Below are 19,547 nucleotides of genomic sequence, written 5' to 3' on the forward strand. Positions count from 1 at the left end.
TTACATTCAACTTTTAACTTTTATATGGACTGGACAAATAGCTCAGCACAGCCTCCACACGTTCATCTACCGACATTTCTCCTGTCAACCGCAGTACCGGACAGCCCAGCTCAGACATCCATTCCTCATGCAGTGTTCTGCTCCTGACCTCCACACCTGCCGTATCATATAAAGCAGCCCATTCCAAAAAAACCTGCACATCTGTAAATTTGCTCCCACCCGGCAGGCTTTCCTTCCCGTACCGCTCGTATTCTCTTGCCTTTAAGCGCTCCAGCCGGAGCTCCGGTGGAATCCACAGAAAGATTACCAGGTCAAAATAAGCGCGAAGTTCATCTCCCCAGCCACAAACAGCTCCGGAAAGTATCCATGGTCCGGCATGTTCCAAGTCCCGCTGGATTGCAGCCAGCCTCTGCGTTTTGTCACTCTGCTTCGTGAATTTGTGCTCCCAGAAATAGTCATCGCTATCCAGATGCACATGCGGCAGCTTCTCTGCCAGCGCCTGACCGAGCGTGGTTGTGCCGGATCCGGAAGCCCCCATAATATGTATCCTGCTAAACATGGCTCCTCCTGAACATGTAATGATTATTTATAATTGTATAATTTTTCACATAAAAGATACAGCGGCACATTTCACTCCCCGGCGGCAAATATTGAAGCGGACGCAAAGCAAATAACCCGCGAGACCGCTGTGGCCGCAGGTTTTTCGCTTGCTCATTGGTGACCTCAGTCCGAAATATCCGGAGGAATACGGCGCGCCGTACCGGTAGCGATAGCTGCCTTGATCACAGCCAGCCGTACCTGCTCTACCACTTTCTCATTAAAAATACTCGGAATGATATACTGTTCATTCCGCTCATCCTCCTGTACAACCGAAGCAATGGCCTGTGCTGCAGCCAGCTTCATCTCCAGATTCACCTCTCTTGCCCTGCAATCCAGCGCTCCACGGAAAATGCCCGGAAAACAGAGCACATTGTTGATCTGGTTCGGATAATCGCTTCTTCCGGTCGCCAGCACGCGGGCATACGGTTCGGCCAGTTCAGGCTCGATCTCTGGATTGGGATTGGCCATGGCAAAGACGATGTTGTCCTTGGCCATGCTCTGCAGGTGGCTGACGTTCAGAATGCCTCCGCTGGATACGCCGATAAACACATCCGCCCCCTGGAGCGCCTCCGTCAATCCGCCGGATAAACCCTCAGGATTGGTATTATCCGCCAGCCAGCGCCATTCGGCATTCCCGTAAGCTTGCTCTCTGCTGAGAATCCCCTCCCGGTCAACAGCATAAATGCTGCGGGCTCCCGCTGCCAGCAGCAGGCGGCAGATGGAGACGCCGGCTGCTCCAATGCCGACCACGACAATTCTGCAGGAAGCGATAGGCTTGTCCACCACTTTCAAGGCATTTAACAGTCCTGCCAAAGCCACAACTGCCGTGCCATGCTGATCGTCATGAAACACAGGGATATCCAGCTCGGCAGAGAGGCGCCGTTCAATTTCGAAGCAACGGGGTGAGCTGATATCCTCCAGGTTGATACCGCCGAAACCGGCAGAAACCGCTTTCACAATCGCGATGATTTCCTCCGGATCCTTGGTGTCCAGGCATAAAGGAAACGCATCGATATCTGCCAATTGCTTAAAAAGCATCGCCTTGCCCTCCATGACCGGCATGGCCGCCTGCGGTCCGATATCACCTAGGCCGAGTACCGCAGTTCCGTCGGTGACGACGGCAACCGTGTTTCTTTTCATCGTCAGCGAATAGGCTTTACCCGGATCCTCGGCAATCGCCATGCAGACGCGGGCAACACCAGGTGTATACACCAGTGACAGATCCTCCCGGTTCTTGATCGGCATTTTGGGCGTGATCTCAATCTTCCCGCCAAGGTGGGCCAGAAACGTCCGGTCGGATACATTGATAACCTTAATCCCCGGCATGTTCGACAGTATCGTAATAATCTCCTTATTGCCCGCATCCTGGACGTTTACGGTAATATCTCTTGTCGTCACATCCTTGCCTGCACGGATGACGTCAATGGCCACAATATCCCCGCCTGCTGAAGCAAGTGCTGAAGCAACATCACCAAAAGATGCAACCGATTTGCGGATTTCCAGACGGATTATCATCGTTGTTGCAATGGACATAGAGTAAGCCTCCTTCTCTAAGCGTTCTATACCAATATACTACAGTTCACAGAATGTACAAAAGAAACTTTTCCGTGGAACTATTGGTCCCACGTTCACAATGTAAGCGCCAGTCATAGGTTCATCCCGGTACAGGAATCCGGCTCGCCCCGGCCAGCCCCCTTATACTCGAAATAGTAATGCACGACCCCTTTGCTGACTTCGGTATGATCTGCGATGTTCTGCAAGGTCACGTAATCATAGCCGTTGACCGGTCAGAATTAATATTATATAACTGACTTACCAATCACAGATCGCAGAAGAACAGGAGCGAAAACTTATGCCTGAAACATTTCAAGCTTTGGTTGTGGACAAAACAGACACGTTTTCAGTAGTTGTACAACCGGTGACACTTGGGGAATTGCCTGCCGGAGAGGTGCTGATCAAGGTATCCTACTCCAGCGTCAACTATAAGGACGGCTTAGCCAGCATTCCGAATGGAAACATTCTCCGCAATTATCCCTTCATCCCGGGCATTGATCTGTCCGGAATCGTTGTATCTTCAGCAGATAGCCGATTCCAGGAAGGACAACCCGTCATTGCCACCAGCTATGGCATCGGCGTATCCCATTTCGGCGGCTTCAGCGAGTATGCCCGGATTCCTGCCGAATGGGTCCTTCCGCTGCCGCAAGGTCTTTCCCTGCGCGAAGCGATGATCTACGGCACCGCCGGATTAACGGCTGCCTTATCGATTCAAGCGCTGGAGGATAACGGAGCAGCGCCGGACAAAGGCAAGCTGCTGGTAACCGGTGCAACCGGCGGTGTCGGCGGAACAGCCGTGGCGATGCTGGCCCACAAAGGATACGCGGTCACAGCCAGCACCGGCAGAACGGATGAAGCCGGTTATCTGCAGACCCTGGGTGCAGCCGAGGTTATCTCCCGCGGGGACGTCGGCGATGGTACAGGCAAGCCGCTTGACAAGCAGCTGTGGCAGGCTGCCGTTGATTCCGTAGGCGGCGGCCCGCTTGCGGCAGTGCTCAGCAAGATCGCCTACGGCGGCGCCGTTGCCGCAAGCGGATTGACTGCAGGAACGGCAGTCCCGACGACCGTGATGCCTTTTATCCTGCGCGGTGTAAGCCTGCTTGGCATTGATTCCGTCTCTTGCCCTATGGAGAAGCGGCTGAAGATTTGGCAGCGTATGGCAAGTGATTTAAAGCCTGCGGTACTGGAGGAACTGGTCGACCGGGAGATCGCCTTGAGTGAGCTGCCCGCTGCATTGGAAGACATCCTCAAATCGGATACCAGAGGCCGGGTACTTGTCCGCCTCTCCTAGTCCTAATACAACAACAGCCACCCGGGAAATCATACCCGGGCGGCTTTTTTCGTTTAAGCATAAAGAAACTGTCTACTCTGTGATCAATTCATAAGCAGTAATCCGTTTGATCCGGCGGGAGACCAGCATGGATATGAGATAAGCGAACAAGATAAGGCCTATGCTGAGTCCTATGATCATCGGGGTCTGTATAATAAAGTTCACCTGTGCGATTCCTGCACTGGAGAGCAGCAGTTCGAGCATGGAATTGGTATAAAGACCGCCTAGGCAGGCACCGATAAGAACGCCCACCGATACTACAGGGAGAAAGCTCATAGCTATCTGCGATCTCAATTGGAATGTCGTATAACCTAAGGCACGCATTATGCCCAGTTCCCGCTTCCGTTTCAGGATACCTGTCTGAATTACCAGGTAGAGAATTAAGCTAACAGTAAGTACAGTAATTGCCAGAATCACAACCATAAGGGTGAAAATGGCCGATATATACACTTTCATCTGATCTGCAATGGACTTTTCGGCATTGGTTACAGACTGAATCATATCCTGATATTGTGATTTCACTGCTTCAATAAACTCCGGAGGGGTAATGCCATCCAGATACACATTAATAATCATCGCCTGCTGGCCTGGCATCAGCCGCTGCACACCTTCAAGCGCCAGGGATGCATCTGTGCTTAAGGATTGGCTCAGGCCGGTGATCAGAAACGGTTCGGACACTTTGCCCAAATCAACATTTATCGTATCCCCGATACTTTTCCCCAGCAGCCTGGACAAAGTGCTGGTAATCACAATTTCGTTATCATATTTCGGCTGGCGGCCTTTCACTACTGTGTTATTCTCCATCTGCTCATAATCATCGGAGAAATCAGACGACACCTGACGACCGTTGATCGTTACCGTGAGGTAATCCTGAAAGATCGCTTTTTCGACGCCGTTCATCCCTTTAATCTCCTTCAGCAGCCGTTCACTGTCCTGCCCCTGCTGAACTTCAATGCCCACACTGGGTGTTTCGGCACCGGTCATTTGAAGGAAGGCCGTTTTATCCTGGGCAATATTATAGTAGAACACAGCCGAAAAGACGGAAGCAAACGTAATCGCCGTTATAATACAGCCAATCATCAGGTTCTGCCGGCTATTGGCAAGCATTGTTTTGCAGGCCAGCAGAAATTGCAGGCCTCCCTTGGCCTTATGCAGTGGAAGGTGATTGCGCTTGAAATTATGTGCCAGAATCCCGCCCCGCAGCGCCGCGACCGGCTGCAGTCTGCGTACACGCCAGGCTGAACCCATCGCCACGGCCCACACAAGCACCATAAGGATAGCAATACTGAGCAAACAGTTGCCTAATGGGGTTCCGCCAGGCCAGCGTAGACCCGTCATCATAGCGATGATACCTCCGAACGCTTGAACCGCAGCGTAGGAAAGCGCTACACCCGCAACGCTCCCGGCAAAACCGGTCAGCGTAAATTGCAGAGCAAAAGAGGATGAAATCTGCCGGCTCGTATATCCCAGTGCCTTGAGCACACCGATGTTCACTATTCCCTCTTCGATACTATCCGCAATGCGAAACTTGATGACAATCAGTGACACCACCACAATAATGGCTGCAAAAACAATCAGAATCATCGCGACAATATTGATCATAAGCGTAGAACTTTCGGCCTGTCCGATATCACCGCTCCAGTAATTGATATCGTTCGAGTCGTTAAGCTCCGGAAACTCGGCGCTGTAATCTCTTAAGAATGATGCAGACTGGCTGCTGTCCTTGAACACCGCTGACTGGAGGATCCCCTCTGCATCAGTTCCCAGCTTGTGTTGAAGCTCACTGTAGGTGGTGTCCGGCAAATAAAACTTCATCAGTGCCAGATTTGGCTTACCCATGAGAGTAGACTCGAAAAATCCGGTAATCCTGTAGCTGTAAGTCACATTCTGATAGGTAAGACTGAAGGAATCACCCAGCTGGTAGCCTCCGCTGGCTTTCAAAGAATAGGGGGCGTAGATACCAGCCTCATCATTTGCCGGCAAAGACTCAACCAGTTTGAGCGGCGCGATAGTGCGGTTGTTATCTGCATTCAGAAGTGCGACACGCAGACTGAAATCATTATCGATGCTTTTGTCGTAGCGGAACGCAGCCTTGGGGATGAGAATGATCCGTTCCGTTTCCTGTTCCTTTACCCCTTCATAGGATTTAATATAGTCCTCAGTAGAGGGCTTGAAATGAGAGGCTGACATCGTAATCGCTGCATGCGCATCATGCAGCTCATCGGCCTTCTTCTCATAGAACCTTCCCATTGAGGAGACAATTGTGATGCCGATATTAAGCAGTAATGAAGCCGTCAAAATCAGGATAAACAGGGAAAAGGCTGCTCCTTTTCTTTTTTTGATATTGGCCCAGGAGAGGTTGAGAACGTTCATCTTACCACCCCATTTCAGCAAGAAAGGCATCCAGCTTGTCATGCCTTGCCTGTTGCTGCCCTCCGTCATAAGCATCCAGCCGAAGATCACCGCAAATCATCCCGTCGCGCAGGTACAGGACCCGGTTCCCGCGCAAAGCCGTTTTGAAATCATGGGTCACCATAACAATGCTTTGTCCGCTCCGGTTGATCCGGGTCATGATATCGAGCACATTGGTGCTTGATGCTGAATTCAACGCTCCCGTAGGCTCGTCCGCGAATACGATCTTGGGATCATTGATCAGCGCACGCACAATTCCGGCCCGCTGGGCTTCACCGCCGGACAGCTGCGAAGGAAACTTGCCCCATGCGGCCTCCTCCAGCCCTACCTGGCTAAGTAATTGCTTCGCTTTAGCAGTCAGCTCCCGCTTATTCCGGCTCACCAGCAGAGCGCTCGCAAGCATATTATCGAGCACACTCATGTTGTCGAGCAGATAGATTTGCTGGAAGACAAATCCGCAATGGTTTCTGCGGAAAATGGCAAGCTGGTCATTGCTCAGCTTGGCGATGTTGGCTTTCGCGAAATGAACTTCACCAAGCGACGGTCTGTCCATACCGGACAGGGCATACAGCAGTGTCGATTTGCCCGAACCCGAACTGCCCATGATAATCGTGAAATCCCCTTCCATCAGGCTGATATCCAAATTTTTCAGCACATGCTGCTGTACTCCGCCGGAAGAGAAGCTTTTACATAATTTTTCGGTTCTGAGAATTGTATTCTGCATGAATGGATCATCCTTTGTTCAGTAGTAGCTTGCAGATCTATCATACACAATCAATTCTTAATCCTTCTTTGCCGGAACCTTAACCATTCCTTAATTGTTTACACCAGCTTTAATCGCAGGCTGACCGTAAAGCCGCCTTCACGATTGCTGCATTCAATCTCCCCTTGCATGCCCTTCATCAGGTATTTGGAAATATAAAGACCGAGTCCCGCTCCCGCCTGACCGGTAATATTTTGTCCCCGGTAGAATTTGTTGAACAGCAGAGGCAGCTCATCCGGGTCTACACCTTTGCCGTAATCCATAATATCAATTTGTAAATAACCGGAGGTTAGGTAAGTAACAACAGTTACCGCAGTATTTGCATATTTATAGGAGTTGCTAAGGATGTTGTCAAAAACCTGCTGGAGTCGCAGCGCATCCGCATAAATCATACACTCCGGGATCGGGTCGTGAAATATCCGGTTATCCAGGTCGGCATTTTGCAGGATATCATCCAGGATACTGCTGTATTCCTCAGTTCCCTTAACCTTTAATTCCTGCAGCTCCTCCAGTGTCGCATGAAACATATCCGTTACCATAAGATCTATCTGCTCGGCTTTGGCGTTAATCATGTTCAGCTGCCGTATGTCCTTCGCGTCCATTGCGCGAAGCAGCATCAGTTCGCTGACCGCCTTAATCGAAGCAACCGGGGTTTTTATATCATGACTGAGGCTGGCCACCAGCTCCTTTTTACTGCGGTTGGCTTCATATTCGCTTTTCCTGGCCGCAGCAAGCTGTTCGCGCATAATGTCAAAGCTTTCGGTAAAAACGCCGAACGGATTGTTTTTGTTCATGTTGAGCGGAACTTCCAGATTCCCCCGGGCCACGTTCCGTGCAAAACCCTGCAGTTTCTTGAAGGGTGAGATAAAGGCCCGCTGCAAATATAAAGCATATAGCCCGCCCAATACCAGCATCATGAAAAAGCTGACCGTGATGACCGTCGCCAGCTGGTGCTTGTTCTGCTGGAGCTTTACGCTGTAATCCTCACGGATAATGAGCTTGCCTGCCGTCACTCCCTGCACCGTTACGTCAAAGATAGCATCCCTGTTGCGGATGGCATCATTCAGCCCCGTAAACATTCCGTCCGCCGTTTGGTAGCGCAATATGCCCTCTTGATCCAATATAGCGAATTGCTGCGTGACACCGCTGTAATCTCCTTGCTCAATCCGCTCCCAGTTCTTCTCAACGGTCTTTAGCACATCGTTGGCCATAACCATATCCAGCCTCGTGTCAATGCCTTTCAGGATGATGGACAGCGAAAAAACAACTCCTGCAATAAAAACGGCAAGCATGGTCAGGAGCACTCCCCTGGACCTCATCGCGGACTATCCTCCAGCACGTAACCCTTTCCCCATACGGTCTTGATATACTGCGGCCTGTTGGGATCGTATTCGATCTTTTCACGCAGGTGGCGGATATGCACATTCAGCGTTCCATCACCGGTAAACGAATCTTCCCATACTTTGGCGAACAGCTCTTCCTTCGGCACCACCCGGTTCTTATGCTGTGCCAAATAACAGAGCAGCTTGTACTCCATGGTTTTGAAACGGATCTCCTCTCCGTTTACGAGAACACGGGAGAGCTGGGTATCAATCTGCACCTGGCCAAACATCAGCTGTTCCGCTTGATCCTTGTTACCGTAACGCTTCAGCACCGCCTTTACTTTCGCCAGCAGCACACTGAGTGTATAGGGCTTATGGATGTAATCGTCTCCGCCTATATTAAGCGCAATCAGAATATCATCGTCGCTGGAACGGGCACTTATGAACAGAATCGGGATCTGCAGTGTCCCTCTTAGTTTTTTGCACAGATCAAAACCCGAGCTTTCACCCAGGTTAATATCCAGGAGAATAAGTGACGGTTCATGCTCCTGCACAAACCGCTCACATTCTGCCGCACTGGTTACATAAGCGGTCCGAACCTCAAACATATTTAGATACTCACAGGTAGTTTCCGCCAGCACGGCCTCGTCGTCGACAATTAAGACATCATATCTCATTTTGCATAATCTCCATCTATCGTTAAAATTTACAAGCGTATTATTCCCTCTCTACGATACCATGAAAATAGAGTCAAAATAAATAAACCCGTCAATTCGACGGGTTCAGGATAGCGCTGAGGCTTTAGTTGGATGGACGTGAGATAAGTTTACAGATTCTCCGGAGGGTTCACCACATTCTGATAAACCGGATAGGCCTGGGCATAAGGCTGCTGGTGATACTGCTGAACATAAGGCTGGCCATAATAGCCGGGATTGGAGAATGGCTGGTACCCGAAGGAGTGCGCTTGCGGAACATGCATAGGCATGTGAGGAGCCATATTAGGGGCTGCGATATTTTCACCTGCCATCTTTGATGGTTCACAGCAGTCCGCGGGCGGTCCGATAAAGGTACCCGGTTGAAGCGGAGCCAGTGCATCCTTCACTTTAGCTTCGTTAAGACAGTAAGTATGGGCAAGTACATTCGCCGGTGTGAGACTCAGAATGTCCGAACCCAGAATTACTTCCGGGACAGGTGCATTAAAGATAGCCAGCAGATGGGTGCAATCCATCGTTGCGACCTCATAATGCCACCACCCCTGCGGCACATTCGCTACTTGACCGGGGCAGATCGGGAAATGCAGCAGCTCATTCGTAAAGGGATTGATTATGGAAACCACTGCCGCACCTGAGATGCAATAGACCAGCTCCGCAGCATTTTGATGATAATGCGGTTCGACGACATTGGATTTGCTGAGGAAAATATCGAGCAGAGAAGTATTCTCCAGGGTGTTCAATTCCTTTATCGACAAGGTATTGATATAGTTATTGGCGTCCTTCTTAAACGTTGTATTGCTGTTTACATCAAAAGTAAACTGTGTATTGGGAGACTTGTAATCCATGTATGACGTCACTTTGTAATCCTTCCCTTCTGCTGGCCGTTATTTATTCGTTCTCCAGTAGGATATGTTTCCGCCCAGGCCCAGGTGACGACTTTCTTTCTCCAAGCTTAGGCCCCTGGCGGATAAAGACTTGCGTATCTTATATAACAAAAAGTATCCTCCACACTGGAAGATGCCAGTACCTATTCACCGGCGATAATGGTCCGGTTTCTGCCTCTATTCTTGGCTGCGTAAAGTGCCCGGTCCGCCTGTCCCAGCAACTCTTCCAGCGAGACACCGTGCGTGGGATAATGGGCAATTCCCTGAGATGAGGTTACCCGCATAGCCAGAGGAACCTCGCTTTTTTCTAATGTCTTGCGGATTCTTTCGGCGACGATATAAGCATCCTCAGCCTTTGTCCTTGGAAGCAGCACAATAAATTCCTCTCCGCCGAAACGGCAGCATATATCTCCTGGACGGACATTGGCCATGAGAATTCGGGCTACCTGGCGCAGCACCTCATCTCCAGTCAAATGGCCGTACGTATCATTCACAAATTTGAACTTATCCACATCCAGAACGATCAAAGAAAAAGCCATTCGCGCGGCGATCCACTGATTCATACTGATTTCCAGTGATCTTCGGTTCACTAGTCCTGTCAGCAGATCGGTCATCGCCTCCTGGGCCAGTTGATCATTCTGCTTTTGGATATCTTTCCAGGCCATAACGACTGCTTGGGTCAGCAGATCCGCTTCCCGGTTCCAATGAGATTTCAGTTCAGGCACCCCGATATTGTCTTTGCCCATCTTGTTCACCAGGTCAGCAAGAAACACGAAGGGTTTGGCCAACTGGTGGGCCAGCAGAAAAACAAATATCAGCAAAATTACAAAAGGAATAATCGTATAAGCAAGAATTTTGCGCATATGGGCCATTAGTTGTTCCTGAATGAAATCTACAGGTGATACAACGACAATTCCCCAGCCATTCGCCGGAACGGCGGAAAAGCCGGCTAGCATGGACTGCCCCTTTACATTTGGCGCCTCCATTTGTCCGCTTTCACCGTTCATCAGCTTCTGTACCACCTTATTAGCGCTAACATCTTCATTCATCCGCCCTTTATCGGGATGGAACAGCACATGCCCTTCAGAGCTGACGATGTAGTAATATGAACCGGAATCATCTATGTTATTATTCCCAAAAATCATATTGAGGATATTGAAGTCCTGCAGATAGACGGTGCCTCCGAGCACTCCAAGATATCCCTTGTCTTCGCTGTACAGCGGCTCACTCATAAAGAAAAGCATTCTTCCCGTTGAGATGGTGGTGTACGGTGCGGATAAATATGAGTTTTTTAACCGCAGCGCCTCCTTGACCGGAGGAGAGACTATCGGTTGCCCGACGATCCCCAGCGATGCAGGTGAATTGTTAAGAACCACGCCGTCAGCGCTTATCACAATTATCGAATTAAAATAGTTGCTGCTGTTGCGCATTAGCTCTAAATAGCGGTCAATAGCCCCCGGCTGTGCTGTCTCAAGCTTGGAAATCTGATCTGCGCTATACAACAGACTGCTGCGCATGGAACGAAAAAGTGAATCTACTGTCTTGCTCATTCTCTCGGCATTGGACAGATTCAGATTAAGTGTAGTTTCCATCAGTGATTTTTTCTTGGATTCATATGAACCGATGAGCAAAATCGTTGTTGTGAGCAGAAACACGAGTGTTACCAGGGCAATAAGCAGCCAAGTCAGACTAAGCTTCTTTTTGGACCGGGCATCTGCTCCCCGTGGTAAAGACATTCCTAAACCTCCTTGTATTCGCGAGCCTATTTGTACTAATTATAAACGAATGCGAAACAGAGTCTACCTGCATTTTTTTTCCATTTTCCGCACCTGCCGGCACTTCAGCCGCTGCTGGCCGGACAAAATTTAAGAGCAGGCGGCGGGACGTATTCCCCGGCCACTTGCTCTTTTTAATTGAGCCGATTACCAGCCACTTCGAAGTACCAATGAGCTGATTTGAGCGGTATGATGACGGTTATGCCATACATATCTTTGGACTGCCGCATCGAGCGTCATTGTCCCGAGTCCCAGACTTACAAAGGTTCGATTATAGTCCGCTTCGTGCATTGCATCCAGCAAAAGCGCAAATCTCCCGTTGAGGTGCTTCAGCAGCTGAAGAGAAGATTCAATGGGCTCCTCCAGATAATCGCTTTGTTCCGCCCATAAGTCCTGCCGGTACGAAGGTATCTCGGGGGCATCCTCAGTCAATCCCCGCTTAAAACGCAGATAGGCATACATATTCGTATCTGCCAGATGATGCACCACTTGCCGTACGCTCCACCCGCCTGGCCGGTAGGGTGTGTTCAGCTGCTCCAGTGTCAGCGGCTCTACTGCTTTGCTTAAGACCTCCGCCAGCTGGCGGATATCTTGAGCCGACTGCTTCCGTGCTTCGCTTGTCCGGCATTCTGCCGCTTCGAACCTTCCGATAGGGTAGCGCAAACGATCCATTTCCTGATCTGTTGATGTATAGTCCCCCATAATAATGTCCCTACCCTTCCTATAACTTTAATGATAAAAAGGAGAAACCAAAACGGCCCCTCCTTTACGTGCATAAGTCGCACAGCTTTACAGCAAATCGTAAAACTCGTCTAAATTCTCCACCGTATAATCCGGCTTCACCTCATGGTTCCAGACCTCTTGATTCCGGTTAAGCCAGCAGGCCTTAAGGCCCGCTCTTGCCGCTCCCAGCACATCCGAAACAGAATCACCAATATGGATAATCTGTCCGGGTTCTACCCCATAATGCGCAATAACCTCGTCAAACATCCGGTTATGGCTGTCATTTTTATACGACAGGTACTCTTCTGAAGTAAACAACCTGATTGGATAACTCTTGTAGAAATCGGGAAGCATCTCCACATCTGTATCGCTGACAATACACACTTGATATTCTCCAGTGATCCGCTGCAAAAAATGCTCCGTCTCCTCATACAACTCGGACAAACGGTGTTCAGCAAATAAAACATCTACTGCCTGCAGGTAATCATATTCCATCGCCTCCTGCTGAAACACTTTCTGGAAGCTGTCGCTGTATATCTCTTTGCTCGTCCAGTAGACCCCGGAATCGCGGATTGTTGTGGCGGCCTTGTAATAGTAGCTTAACAGCAGCCCGCCAAGCTCTGCCGCCCGTTCCTCGCTAAAGCGCTCCTGCAGGATCGGCTTCCACACATTTCCCGTCCGCCCCTGAATATTTACCAGCGTTTGAAACATATCCAGGCTAACTACTTTATATGGTTTCATGAACTTCCTCCTACACATTAAAGCGTGCAGTCACGAACACTGCCGGTGAATTCCAGTAAATATATGTACATGCTATAAGTATCAGCACTGCTTAGACTATGACTAATTCCCTAACAGCTTGATGAAATCGGCGGGCAGATGTAATTGCTGGTTGTTAAGGATGATCCGGCGCAGCTCTTCAAAGGAATCGTCCTCCTGGGCGTCCTTAATCTCCTGAATCTCGCGGTGCAGGCGTTCCATTTGCAGGTCAAGATCAGCTGCTTTATCGGCAGCTTGTTTGAGTTCGCGGGTCAGATGTTCAGGCACCGACTGGCTGTATTTATAGAAAATTTTGTGTTCAAGGCTAGCCCAGAAGTCCATCGCAATTGTACGAATCTGCACTTCAACACATACCAGCTCTGTGCAGTCCGACAGAAATACCGGAACCTCCACTAACAGATGCAGGCTCTGGTACCCGTTTGGTTTCGGATTCTTAATATAGTCCTTAACCTCAAGCACCTTCAGATCATCCTGCTTCTGCAGCATTTCACTGACACTGTATATATCCGAGATAAAAGAGCAGGTGATTCGCAGGCCGGCGATATCCTTGATGCTGGATTTCACAGCAGCCAGCGAAAGCTCACTGTTCTTGCGCAGCATTTTACTCATAATGCTCTCCGGGGATTTGATCCGTGATTTGGTATGCTCTATCGGGCTGTAGTCATGAAGGATCTGAAACTCCTGTTTCAAAATTTCAATCTTGGTCTCCATTTCCTCCAGAGCGAATCTATAAATCATCATAAAGCGGGTCAATTCGTGTTTGATCTGTTTTAAATTCTCCATCTGGTTGTTGTCGACATTCATAATTAGTTCTCCTCTTCTAACTTCTACAAGTCCCGCATGTCCATTCGGCTGCCGTTCCCTATAGTAATCTTTCATTCATCATAGCCAATCTACCGGCTGAATTCAAATCCAGCGACGCACAAAAAGGCTATCTGACGGGATCTGCTACAGACCCCTATCAGATAACCTTTGCTATGAGCTGGCTTGGTGATACCCAATACCTTCTAGATAAATACCTCTTCAACCGACAGGCTGCGCTCCCGTGACAAATCTCTGAACGTTTCGTTCACTTTTACCAGCGGCTTAAACATATCCAGCGGATTATTCATTACGATAGTGCCTATTTCCCCGTTGCTAAGCCGGACATTCTTGCCTACGAAGCCTGGCAGCATATGTCCTGTAAGGGCCTGTACTACATTACCGTTCAGCTTGCCGAAGCCCATCTCATGCACTTGGCGCAGCACGGTAACCAATCCCTGTTTGGGCTGGTTCAGTCGCGAAGTTGTAAGTCCCATGTAAATGTTTGCTACAGTGACGATTTCGGTATACGGGTGAATTTCACCTTTACGGATCATGTTCGGATAACCTGAACCATCCTCAAACTCATGATGCTGCAGTGCTACCAGCGCCGTACCTTCATCCTTCATAGAACTGCGGATGATATCGTAGCCGTGGGAAGTATGGCGTCTCAGCTCGTCCTCCTCGATAGCGTTCAACAGTCCAACTTTATTCAGTATGGACAATGGTACCTGGCTCTTGCCGATATCATGCAGATAGCCGGCACGGCTGATCATGTACCGTTCCTCTTTGGAATAGCCAAGCCAGGAAGCAATATAATAAGACAGCATCCCGACCAGCAAAGAGTGTTGATAAGTGTCAATATCGTCCCGGTCAAGGAGGAGCAGCAGAGAAACCACATCTTTTTGCGCATCCAGTGTTTCCAGCAGCGGCCGCAGTGTGCCGTCCACCATGGACGGGCTAAAGCTTCCCTGAGCCAGCGCCTCCATAAAAATAGATTCGTAATTTTGTATCGCGAGATCAAAATCCTCATTCAAACCGTGGTTTAAATCCGCATCTTCCCCATCACGGGACAGCAAGCGCGCCTCAATATCCACATAATCTATTTTGTGCCGCATCAGGATGGTAATTTCCTCCCGTTCTACGACAGTTCCCTTAGGGAGAACATGCAGGCCCAGACTATTGAAAGTGTCCGTGATAAGGCAATCGCCATTTTTGAGATCTGTGACATGTACTTTCAAAAGTATCAGCACCCCTTCTTATGTACAGGAATCAATAAATTCCCAGAGCTTTACTTGATCATAGTCAAAAGTGCTCAAAGTAACAATATGGTGAAAGTCGCATTCACGCCGCCGGCATAGTTCAAATGTACCCCCTACTTTAGCCACCCACCTGTATGATTTTACATCCATTTTAAAAATCTTTTGTATTTTAGCTGGATCCCGTTTACTTCAGCCCAACTGGTCAACTCCTTCATCGCCTGCTCCCGGTCATCCATAAATCTGAAGCATAGATTGAAAGGTACGATTCGTTTGCCTCTTGGCATAATACCGATTAAAGGACCATCAATCATAATCCACTTAATCTCTCCCGGCAACAGCCTTCTATTTCGGAGAAAGATGGACTCTCTCCCCCATTTGATTTCAGTTGCCTTCCGCAACGCATGAAACATAAAAAACAGCAGCAGCAAACCGCAGACGCAGAGCCAAGTTACTACGAAATAGCTAAGTGCGGGGTGCGTATGAACCGTGTTAGCTGAATTTATATGAATCATATAAATTTCGATGACGATCACGAAAACCATAGCCAGCATTGATCTTAAAGCTAAGGGAAATTTGATGCTTGTTGCAAAAGTATCCGGCATAATGTACTCCTTTCAAGAAACGGGTATTGTATACTGTAACTGCTCTCCACAAAACTAAGCGCTTGCTTCCGAAGCAGTTTTGTGTGAAGTTAAACCATGGAGCGATTGCTCACAAAACTAAGCGTATGCTACCAAAATAGTTTTGTGATGAAGTTAAACCATGAAGCGGTTGCTCACAAAACTTTGAGGAGGATGTAGCATGTTCGAGCATCTCGTTATTTTTAGATTCAATGAGCATTATGAACCACAAAAAGAAGCGCTGCTGATGCAGACACTTCTGGGTTTAAAGGATCAAATACCGGGGATCGTGGACCTTACGGCAGGGATGAATGTCACGGAAGAGACTGAGAATATGCATGGATACACACTAGGGCTTCGCGTGACCTTTACAGATCAGGAAGCCCTCCGCCAATACGGGCCGCATCCGGCACACCGCCATTTTGTTGAACTGCTTGAGGGGATTATTGAAAATGTCGTAGTTGTTGATTATCCCCTCGCTAAGTAACGGGTTAGAAAAGATCACTGATATCGACGAGCATCTTGCCGATCAGCTTATCCTTGGCCACAAAAGGCGTCGGCCACAAATGGGCATCATAGCTGACATTCCGGTTGTCACCGAGGAAAAAGTAGTGGTCTGCAGGGACGGTGACCGGTCCGAAAGTATAGTTCATCGTTTCCTTAAGATACGGCTCGTCGATCTTCTCACCGTTTCTGAACAAAGCTCCATCTTTAATCTCAACGGTGTCTCCCGGCAATCCCATCAGCCGTTTGACGTATTTTTTCTGCACGCCCTCTACCGGCGGAATAAACACAACAATATCACCATGTTTGAGCGTGGTCAGCCAGAGCATTTTCTCTACGACAAGACGGTCGTTAACCTCGATCGTTGGATCCATTGAATCGGTAGGCACGCGCATCGCCTCAGCTACATAAGTACGAATAAATAAGGACAGGACAACCCCGATTAGGATACTGGGCACCCATTGCTTCAGAAACTTTTTCATTTGCCACCTCAGTTGATTAGTTTAGAGTTCAAATCGTTCAATAATCCGGGCCATTTCGCCCTCGACATCAATCCCAGAGTTATGGGGCATATGGATGACAAGCAAACCGCCGAAGATCTGCTCCGTTCTCCCCTCGTCGTCCTCGATGCGCTGCTTCATATCCCGGATTTCCTTCGAGCTTGCCGCTTCCTTGCTGAGCAGCCAGGCATATCTTCTGAACCCGGATTTTTCCACCGTCTCCACGTAATATGAAATACCCTGCTTCTCTTTCACTCTGATGATGTCGCCTAGCACGATACCCGGGTTAAAGATCGGTGTCTCTTCAATGCGGTATTTATCCCGCGCTACCGGGGTCACATCAAGGATTTCAATCTCACGGCCAAGCTCGTCGAAGCATATGTGCAGCCCCACGGTATCCGGCATGGTCACACCCCAATTCTTATGATGTATAGCTTATTTCAGTTTTGCGAGCGACCGGGCGATGATGCGCTCCAGCGTTTTCCAGGGCAACAGCATTTTACCGAGAATCAGGGTTCTTGTCCCTTTCCCAACCGGATAGCGGAGCTTCGGTGCGGACATTGCGGCAATACGCCCGATCAGCTCAGCCACCTGCCGGGGATCGGGAGCCGTCTCTGCGGTTCTCCGGGAATAGCGCAGCACCTCTTCCAGCTTCTCCTTGTACGGTGAATCGGCCAGGCTCTGAATTCCTGTAATCCCTTTGCCCCAGATAGGCGTGCGGAAAGATCCGGGCTCCACCAGCACAACTCTGATGCCAAATGACAACAGTTCCTGGCGCAAGCTTTCGCTGAAGCCCTCAACCGCGAACTTTGAAGCAGCATATGGTGCATAACCGGGAAATCCGAACAGTCCGCTCACGCTGCTGACATTAATAATAGTGCCCGTCTGCTGCTTGCGCATCAGGGGAATGATGTTCTTGGTGACCTCCACAAGCCCAAAAAAGTTGGTATCCATCTGCCGGCGCCACTCCTCCATACTTACTTCCTCCATAAAGCCGCCAACAGCAAAACCTGCATTGTTAACCAAAACATCGACCCTGCCGAACTTCTCAATAATCTCCGAGACAGCCGATTCAATGGATGCCGTATCTGTCACATCCATTGTTACCAGATGAATCTGCCCTAGAACTCCGGCTTGCTCAGCCTGTTGCACCAGCTCGTCTTTGCGGCTTAAATCCCGCATAGAAGCGATAACCTGATATCCTTTCTCCGCAAGGGTAAGCGCGCTGAGCATCCCAAACCCGCTGGAGGTTCCAGTGATAAGCGCTATTTGGTCATAGGGTTGTTTGTTAGCGTGGATCACATATACCTCCTGCTGTTCAATGTTGATCAAGCTTCAGAATACGGTAATTGTTCTTTATGTATAGATAACCCGAATAGACAGTCAGGACAAGCGCACAGTACATTAGCATCTGATCAATGCGGATAGCCGTGATGAGGCTGAGTGGCCAATTGTTTAACAGGACTGCGGAGATCGCCGCCACTTGAAATACCATTTTCAGTTTTCCGGACTTATCGGCCTGCAGGGCGATTTTTTGCGCAGATGCCGTCATTCTGATCCCTGTTATAATAAACTCTCTGCCGATCATAATAATGGCAACCCAGGCAGCGATATCGTGCCGGCCCGCCATTAAGATCAATGCTGCCGAGATCAGCAGCTTGTCGGCCAACGGATCCAGCAGCTTGCCAAGGTTCGTAATCTGATTATATTTTCTTGCAATATAACCGTCCAGTTTATCTGTAACCGAGGCAAGAATAAATACGGCTGCAGCATAATAAACTCCATACTCATCAATATGCTGCAGAAGAGCTAATTTGCTGACTAACCCATCCGGATATATAGGAAACAGCATTACAAAAACCGGAATCATTAATATGCGCGTCACGGTTATCTTATTCGCCAGATTCATCTACGCCCTCCTTGTATATTCTTTCACTCATCATATCATAGAATAGGTTATATCTGGAAATGTAGTCAAATCAATAAAACGAACTGTCGTTCCATTTGACTCTTGACTATCCATTAATTTCAAGCTATAGTGAGTAACAAATATACACGTTGAAGCGGGCGAAGCACCTCGCAGGACAGGCATTAATGCCTTTCTTGGGGGTGCTTTTTTTGTACGCTTTAACGCGAATTCAGACAGGAGATGAAGAAGATGATTTATCCGGCAGGCAAGGAAAGCTCCAGGAACAGAAGGGCAGTGCCCGTTTATTTCAGAAGATTGGCCGGTTTGCTAATTGTATTAGTGCTCCTTACGGGCAATAGTCCGCTGGCCGCAGCAGCAGGAGACTGGGACTCCGCGCTGGAAGAATTTCATGATTTATATGAAGATTACACCGGACTGCAGGTTACGCTTAAGGCTGAAATTCCGAGGAATCAGACGCTCCGCAAACAAAATACCAGCGAGCTTTCCGCGATTAATTCGCAGCTTCAGTCCATTAACCAGACGCTCCTCAACAGACTGAAATCCGAGGCCGAAGCGATGCAGAAGAAGCATGCACCGTTACTGGAACAGTACACGACACTCGGCAAGCAGGCTTCAGCCGCCCGTAAAGCCAATAATCAGAAGTCTGCCGCTTCCTTGAATCTGAAGCGCAATAAACTGAAGACATCTGCAACTGCTGCCCGTGCGGAGATCAAAGTGAAGACTACAGCCCTTGCTGAAGCGCGGAAGTCTACCGCTGCCAAAATCAAACCGGCAAAGGATGCCCTTGCCCCGGTTTCTGCACTGCGGAAGCAAATTACTGCGGAGAACAAAAAAGTAAGCGAGCTGCAAGCTATACGCTCTGAAGCTGACAAACGTTATAAAGCTGCTGTCAAAGCAGGAGACGCTGTTGCAGCCGCTGCGGGGATGAAGCTGTCTTATGCCAAGATGAGCGAAATACGTGTCATGGTTCAGCAGATGTACAGCTGGGAGCAGAAGATATCGGCTGCGCTCCGGACAGCGGAATCCAAGATTCCGAAGTAAAGCTGCTGTCCAAAGAAACAGCTACACTGCAAC

20 protein-coding genes and 1 pseudogene are annotated in these 19,547 nt (G+C 49.1%); 3 read left to right on the top strand and 18 right to left on the bottom strand.

Translation table 11 applies throughout. The annotated features are described in order from the left end of the window. Positions 1-13 precede the first annotated feature (13 nt). The 3 genes and pseudogenes from AC3WT9_RS09045 to AC3WT9_RS09055 all read right to left on the bottom strand — a co-directional run. Entirely contained in the window at positions 14-559 is a 546-nt protein-coding gene (locus AC3WT9_RS09045; protein WP_341092268.1) for an AAA family ATPase, read from the bottom strand. A 164-nt stretch (positions 560-723) separates the two neighbouring features. Then, positions 724-2,133, bottom strand: coding sequence for an NAD-dependent malic enzyme (locus AC3WT9_RS09050; protein ID WP_341378269.1), 1,410 nt, complete (start codon positions 2,131-2,133; stop codon positions 724-726). A 161-nt stretch (positions 2,134-2,294) separates the two neighbouring features. After that, positions 2,295-2,378: pseudogene (locus tag AC3WT9_RS09055) on the bottom strand (TetR family transcriptional regulator); the annotation flags it as partial. Between the two features lie 74 nt (positions 2,379-2,452). Here AC3WT9_RS09055 and AC3WT9_RS09060 point away from each other — a divergent pair. Beyond that, positions 2,453-3,445 carry an acrylyl-CoA reductase family protein gene (locus tag AC3WT9_RS09060; protein ID WP_341378268.1) on the top strand — a complete coding sequence of 331 codons (993 nt, stop codon included), beginning with the start codon at positions 2,453-2,455 and terminating at the stop codon, positions 3,443-3,445. A gap of 72 nt (positions 3,446-3,517) precedes the next feature. On the opposite strand, the gene AC3WT9_RS09065 is transcribed toward AC3WT9_RS09060, so the two are convergent. From AC3WT9_RS09065 to AC3WT9_RS09115, 11 genes are all read right to left on the bottom strand, one after another. Further along, positions 3,518-5,857: an ABC transporter permease gene (locus AC3WT9_RS09065; protein WP_492407544.1), complete on the bottom strand. Its 2,340-nt coding sequence runs from the start codon at positions 5,855-5,857 to the stop codon at positions 3,518-3,520. Position 5,858: 1 nt separating this feature from the next. Next, entirely contained in the window at positions 5,859-6,620 is a 762-nt protein-coding gene (locus AC3WT9_RS09070; RefSeq protein ID WP_341378266.1) for an ABC transporter ATP-binding protein, read from the bottom strand. 98 nt (positions 6,621-6,718) lie between these two features. Further along, complete coding sequence (locus AC3WT9_RS09075; protein WP_341092257.1) at positions 6,719-7,978, bottom strand: HAMP domain-containing sensor histidine kinase; 1,260 nt, start codon at positions 7,976-7,978, stop codon at positions 6,719-6,721. Continuing rightward, a complete protein-coding gene (locus AC3WT9_RS09080) occupies positions 7,975-8,658 on the bottom strand; it encodes a response regulator transcription factor (protein ID WP_341378265.1) in 684 nt (227 codons plus the stop codon). Before AC3WT9_RS09080 ends, AC3WT9_RS09075 begins: the two co-directional genes overlap by 4 nt. A gap of 149 nt (positions 8,659-8,807) precedes the next feature. After that, positions 8,808-9,551, bottom strand: coding sequence for a cupin domain-containing protein (locus AC3WT9_RS09085; RefSeq protein ID WP_445935330.1), 744 nt, complete (start codon positions 9,549-9,551; stop codon positions 8,808-8,810). Between the two features lie 170 nt (positions 9,552-9,721). Then, the gene (locus AC3WT9_RS09090) at positions 9,722-11,314 is read right to left on the bottom strand and encodes a sensor domain-containing diguanylate cyclase (protein WP_341092254.1); all 1,593 of its coding nucleotides are present in this window, start codon (positions 11,312-11,314) and stop codon (positions 9,722-9,724) included. Between the two features lie 186 nt (positions 11,315-11,500). Continuing rightward, on the bottom strand, positions 11,501-12,055 hold the full coding sequence (locus AC3WT9_RS09095; protein WP_341092252.1) for a YfiT family bacillithiol transferase: 555 nt from the start codon (positions 12,053-12,055) through the stop codon (positions 11,501-11,503). Between the two features lie 87 nt (positions 12,056-12,142). Continuing rightward, positions 12,143-12,817, bottom strand: a complete 675-nt coding sequence (locus AC3WT9_RS09100; RefSeq protein WP_341092250.1) for an HAD family hydrolase — start codon at positions 12,815-12,817, stop codon at positions 12,143-12,145. A gap of 102 nt (positions 12,818-12,919) precedes the next feature. Next, a complete protein-coding gene (locus tag AC3WT9_RS09105) occupies positions 12,920-13,660 on the bottom strand; it encodes a GTP pyrophosphokinase (protein WP_038590140.1) in 741 nt (246 codons plus the stop codon). A gap of 203 nt (positions 13,661-13,863) precedes the next feature. Continuing rightward, positions 13,864-14,898 (bottom strand): HD-GYP domain-containing protein, encoded by a 1,035-nt coding sequence (locus tag AC3WT9_RS09110; RefSeq protein ID WP_341378264.1) that lies wholly within the window; start codon positions 14,896-14,898, stop codon positions 13,864-13,866. Positions 14,899-15,059: 161 nt separating this feature from the next. Then, complete coding sequence (locus tag AC3WT9_RS09115; protein ID WP_341378263.1) at positions 15,060-15,521, bottom strand: hypothetical protein; 462 nt, start codon at positions 15,519-15,521, stop codon at positions 15,060-15,062. A 199-nt stretch (positions 15,522-15,720) separates the two neighbouring features. Between AC3WT9_RS09115 and AC3WT9_RS09120 the strand changes: the two genes are divergently transcribed. Next, a complete protein-coding gene (locus tag AC3WT9_RS09120; RefSeq protein WP_341378261.1) occupies positions 15,721-16,026 on the top strand; it encodes a Dabb family protein in 306 nt (101 codons plus the stop codon). A 4-nt stretch (positions 16,027-16,030) separates the two neighbouring features. Here AC3WT9_RS09120 and lepB read toward each other — a convergent pair whose 3' ends face one another. From lepB to pgsA, 4 genes are read right to left on the bottom strand one after another with little or no spacing between them, the layout of a single operon-like run. Further along, positions 16,031-16,525, bottom strand: a complete 495-nt coding sequence (gene lepB, locus AC3WT9_RS09125) for a signal peptidase I (protein ID WP_341092243.1) — start codon at positions 16,523-16,525, stop codon at positions 16,031-16,033. A 21-nt stretch (positions 16,526-16,546) separates the two neighbouring features. After that, complete coding sequence (locus AC3WT9_RS09130) at positions 16,547-16,948, bottom strand: DUF4265 domain-containing protein (RefSeq protein ID WP_341092241.1); 402 nt, start codon at positions 16,946-16,948, stop codon at positions 16,547-16,549. Between the two features lie 30 nt (positions 16,949-16,978). Beyond that, entirely contained in the window at positions 16,979-17,845 is an 867-nt protein-coding gene (locus AC3WT9_RS09135) for an SDR family oxidoreductase (RefSeq protein ID WP_341092240.1), read from the bottom strand. Positions 17,846-17,861: 16 nt separating this feature from the next. Then, complete coding sequence (gene pgsA, locus AC3WT9_RS09140; RefSeq protein WP_341378259.1) at positions 17,862-18,452, bottom strand: CDP-diacylglycerol--glycerol-3-phosphate 3-phosphatidyltransferase; 591 nt, start codon at positions 18,450-18,452, stop codon at positions 17,862-17,864. A 249-nt stretch (positions 18,453-18,701) separates the two neighbouring features. On the opposite strand from pgsA, the gene AC3WT9_RS09145 reads away from it, so the two are divergent. After that, positions 18,702-19,514, top strand: a complete 813-nt coding sequence (locus AC3WT9_RS09145) for a hypothetical protein (protein ID WP_341092237.1) — start codon at positions 18,702-18,704, stop codon at positions 19,512-19,514. The last annotated feature ends 33 nt before the right edge of the window (positions 19,515-19,547 follow it).

The sequence above is a fragment of the Paenibacillus sp. EB106-06-01-XG199 genome, assembly GCF_058791575.1.